Origin of the sequence: Mesorhizobium sp. M7A.F.Ca.CA.003.01.2.1, assembly GCF_003998945.1 — a bacterium.
Taxonomy (GTDB): Bacteria; Pseudomonadota; Alphaproteobacteria; order Rhizobiales; family Rhizobiaceae; genus Mesorhizobium; species Mesorhizobium ciceri.
On the sequence record NZ_RZRA01001061.1, the window covers coordinates 1 to 1,786 of the forward strand.

At 65.2% G+C, this 1,786-nt stretch carries 2 protein-coding genes; both read left to right on the forward strand.

The genetic code is table 11. The features are described 5' to 3' along the window. Positions 1-52 precede the first annotated feature (52 nt). On the forward strand, positions 53-1,390 hold the full coding sequence (locus EN969_RS29605; RefSeq protein WP_164745909.1) for a pitrilysin family protein: 1,338 nt from the start codon (positions 53-55) through the stop codon (positions 1,388-1,390). Next, the coding region (locus EN969_RS29610) for a patatin-like phospholipase family protein (RefSeq protein WP_206525264.1) at positions 1,387-1,786 on the forward strand (400 nt) is incomplete at its 3' end. The genes EN969_RS29605 and EN969_RS29610, both read left to right, overlap by 4 nt.

Below are 1,786 nucleotides of genomic sequence, written 5' to 3' on the forward strand. Positions count from 1 at the left end.
GGAGCAAGGGGGAGGCGGGGGGGGGGGGAGCGCCGGCTTCCGCGATTGGTCGCTGCCGACGATTGCCGCATGGCGTGCACTCACCACCCTCTTTCTCTCCATCCTCTTCCTCATCCTGCCGGCGCTCACCGCGCGGGCCATGGAGATCCAGTCCGTCACCTCGCCAAAGGGCATCACCGCCTGGTTGGTCGAGGATTATTCCGTGCCGGTCGTGGCCATCCGCTTCGTCTTTGGCGGCGGCTCGACGCAGGATCCTGTCGGCAAGGAAGGACTGGCCAATCTGATGACCGGCCTGTTCGACGAAGGCGCCGGCCCGCTCGATAGTGAAGACTTCCAGATCAAGCTCGACGATGCCGGCGCCGAGATGAGCTTCGACGAGAGCCGCGACGGCATCTACGGCTCGATGCGCATGCTGGCCGAGCAGCGCGACCAGGCCTTCGACCTGCTGCGGCTGGCGGTCAACGAGCCGCGCTTCGACCAGTTGCCGATCGACCGCATCCGTTCCCAGATCCTGTCCGGCATCATCGCCGGCGAAAACGACCCGGACACGGTGGCGCAGAACAAATGGGCGCGCGCCCTCTATGGCGACCATCCCTATTCCCGCTCCGATCAGGGCACCAAGGAAAGCATCGCCGCCATCACGTCCGATGATCTGAAAGGCCTGCACAAAGCGGTGTTCGCGCGCGGCGGCCTGCATGTCGCCGTAGTCGGCGCCATCGACGCGGAGACGCTGAAGAAGAAGCTCGACATGGTGTTCGGCGACCTGCCGCAGAACCAGGCGCTGAGGCCTGTGGCCGATATCGACCCGAAGCTGGCGCAGCATATCGAGGTCGACTACGACCTGCCGCAGACCTCCCTGCAGCTCGCCTTTCCCGGCGTGAAGCGCAAGGCGGCGGATTTCTTCCCCGCCGTGCTGATGAACGAGATCCTCGGCGGCGGCACCTTCACCTCGCGCCTGTTCCAGGAAGTGCGCGAAAAGCGCGGACTGGCCTACAGTGTCAACTCCTCGCTCATCAACCAGGACCACGCTAACGCGTTGATCGTCAGCACCGGCACCCGGTCCGACCGTGCGGCCGAGACGCTTGGCATCGTCCGCGATGTCGTCAAGCAATTGGCCGAACAAGGCCCGACCGAAGCGGAACTGGCGGCGACCAAGAAATACATGATCGGCGCCTACGCCATCAACAATCTGGACTCGTCCAGCGCCATCGCCTCGACATTGGTCGAGTTGCAGCTCGACGATCTCGGCATCGACTACATGCAGCGCCGCGCCGGCTACATCAATGCGGTGACGCTCGAACAGGTCAAGGCGGCGGCGAAAAAGCTGCTGACCACCGAGCCGACCATCATGGTCATCGGCCCGAAACTGGCCGGAGCCGGCAAGGGATGAGCCCCACCTTCGGCATCGCCTTCGGCGGCGGCGGCGCGCGCGGGCTGGCCCACATCCATGTCATCGAGGCGCTGGACGAGCTCGGCATCAAGCCGGTGGCGATTGCCGGCTCGTCGATCGGCGCCATCATGGGTGCCGGCATGGCATCGGGTATGGCCGGCAAGGACATCCACGACTACGCCCGCTCGATCCTCGGCCGCCGCGCCGAGGTGGCCAGCCGCATGTGGCGGGCGCGGCCGGGCACGATAGCCGAAGCCATGCAGAACGGCATCCGCGTCAGCCAGTTCAATGTCGAGCGCATCCTGAAAGCCTTTCTGCCCGAGGCCATCCCCGAAACCTTTGCCGAGCTGAAGATCCCGCTGAAGGTGACGGCGACCGACTATTTCGGTCACAAGC